We start from the raw sequence: 1,734 nt of genomic DNA on the forward strand, positions 1-1,734 counted from the left end.
CGCCGTCGTCGCCGTCGCCCGGCCTCTACCCCGTCTACGCGACGGCCTTCCTCGTCACCTCCCGCGCGGTGTACGCGAAGCGCGGCCGACGCGCGCGGCGGGTGACGACGCTCGAACTCGACCGGGTGCAGGACGTCTCCTACCGGCGGTCGGCGGTCGGCAACGCCCTCGGCTACGGTACCGTGACGGTCGAAATCGCGGGCGGCGGCGACCTGTCGCTGACCGACGTGGCCGACGCCCGACGCGCCGCGGACCTCGTGGGCCGCCTCGCCCGCGGCGGCGACGACTCGATTCCGGGGTCGGTCGAGGAGTGGCGGGCGGTCCGCGACGAACTCCGCGGTATCCGGACCGCGCTGGAGGCGCGTCGCTGAGAGTTATCTACGAAGACGAGGCCAGACTCCCCGCCGTCGAGCGACGACGGCGACGAAGACGGCGGCGACGCGGCCGGTAGCGGACGTACGCGGGTGAGCGACGGAGCGGCGCGTCCGCTCAGCCGAAGATGAGGACGAAGTTCGACGCGGACGCGAGGGCCCACGGCGTCGCGACGGCGAGGGGGATGAGCGGCCGCCCCGCCGGCGGCGCGATGCGCGTGAAGGCGACGGCGATGCCGACGACGACGGACTTGAGCGCCACCATCGCCGGAAGCGGCCCGAAGACGAGCATCGTCGCTCGCGCGACGGGGTTGGCCTCCTCGAAGCCGAGCGTCAACCCGTGAGCGGTCAGGGTGATGTCGAGGACGAAGGTGACGGCGACGGCGACCCAGAGAGTTCGCTCTCGCTCGGCGAGGACGGCGAGGAAGTCCGAGAGCGTCGTCCCGGGCCCGGTGACGGTGGGCGCTGCCATACCACGTGCCTCGGCCGGGGGCTTCCTCAGTAGTCGTCACATAGGCCGAGACTGTCGGGATAATCGGAACGTTACCGTCCGATAAACGACCGCCTACGCGCCCGGCGCGCGGCCGACGCAACGCCCTCGGGTCGCGTCGGGCCGTCTCAGAGGACGGTGCCGTGCTTCTTGTCCGGCAGCGACTTCTCCACGTCCGCGTAGAACGCGAACCGGCCGGCGAGTTCGGCGCGGAGGTCGGAGGGCGGCACTATCTCGTCGATGACGACTTCGCTGGCCATGCGGTGGGCGTCGATGTCCTCGCGGTACTCCTCGCGGAGTTCGTCCTCGCGTCGCTTCCGCTCCTCGGGGTCGTCGATGTCGGCGAGTTTGTTGGCGTAGACGGCGTTGATGGCGGCTTCTGGCCCCATGATGCCGATTTCGCCCGACGGGAGCGCGATGACGCTCTCGGGGTCGTAGGCGGGGCCGCCCATCGCGTAGATGCCCGCGCCGTAGGCCTTGCGGACGACGACGGTCTGTTTCGGCACCGTCGCCGACGACGTGGCGTAGATGAACTTCTTGCCCTTCTCCAGGATGGCGTCTTTCTCCACCTGCGACCCGGCCATGAACCCCGGCGTGTCGCAGAGGTACAGCAGGGGAATCTCGTAGGCGTCGCAGGTCCAGATGAACTCGGCCGCCTTCTCGGCGGCGTCGGGGAAGATGGCACCCGACCGCTGGGCGGGTTGGTTGGCGACGACGCGACGGGACGGCCGTCGATGCGGGCGAACGCGGTGACGATCTCCGTCCCGTAGTCGGGCTTGAGTTCGAACACCGACTCGGCGTCGACGACCCTGTCGAGGAGGTCGTGAACGTCGTACGGCCGGTTCGGTGCCTCCGGGATGAGTTCGTCGATGC

At 70.1% G+C, this 1,734-nt stretch carries 2 protein-coding genes and 1 pseudogene; 1 reads left to right on the plus strand and 2 read right to left on the minus strand.

From position 1 onward, the window contains the following. On the plus strand, positions 1-371 hold a 371-nt coding region (locus GJ632_RS21285; RefSeq protein ID WP_191453964.1), incomplete at its 5' end, for a PH domain-containing protein. A gap of 118 nt (positions 372-489) precedes the next feature. On the opposite strand, the gene GJ632_RS21290 is transcribed toward GJ632_RS21285, so the two are convergent. Both GJ632_RS21290 and GJ632_RS21295 read right to left on the minus strand, forming a co-directional pair. Next, positions 490-843, minus strand: a complete 354-nt coding sequence (locus GJ632_RS21290) for a DUF5658 family protein (RefSeq protein WP_191453965.1) — start codon at positions 841-843, stop codon at positions 490-492. A gap of 146 nt (positions 844-989) precedes the next feature. Beyond that, a pseudogene (locus GJ632_RS21295) lies at positions 990-1,734 on the minus strand (carboxyl transferase domain-containing protein); the annotation flags it as partial.

This window comes from Halogeometricum sp. CBA1124 (assembly GCF_009741955.1).
In the GTDB taxonomy this organism is placed as follows: domain Archaea; phylum Halobacteriota; class Halobacteria; order Halobacteriales; family Haloferacaceae; genus Halogeometricum; species Halogeometricum rufum.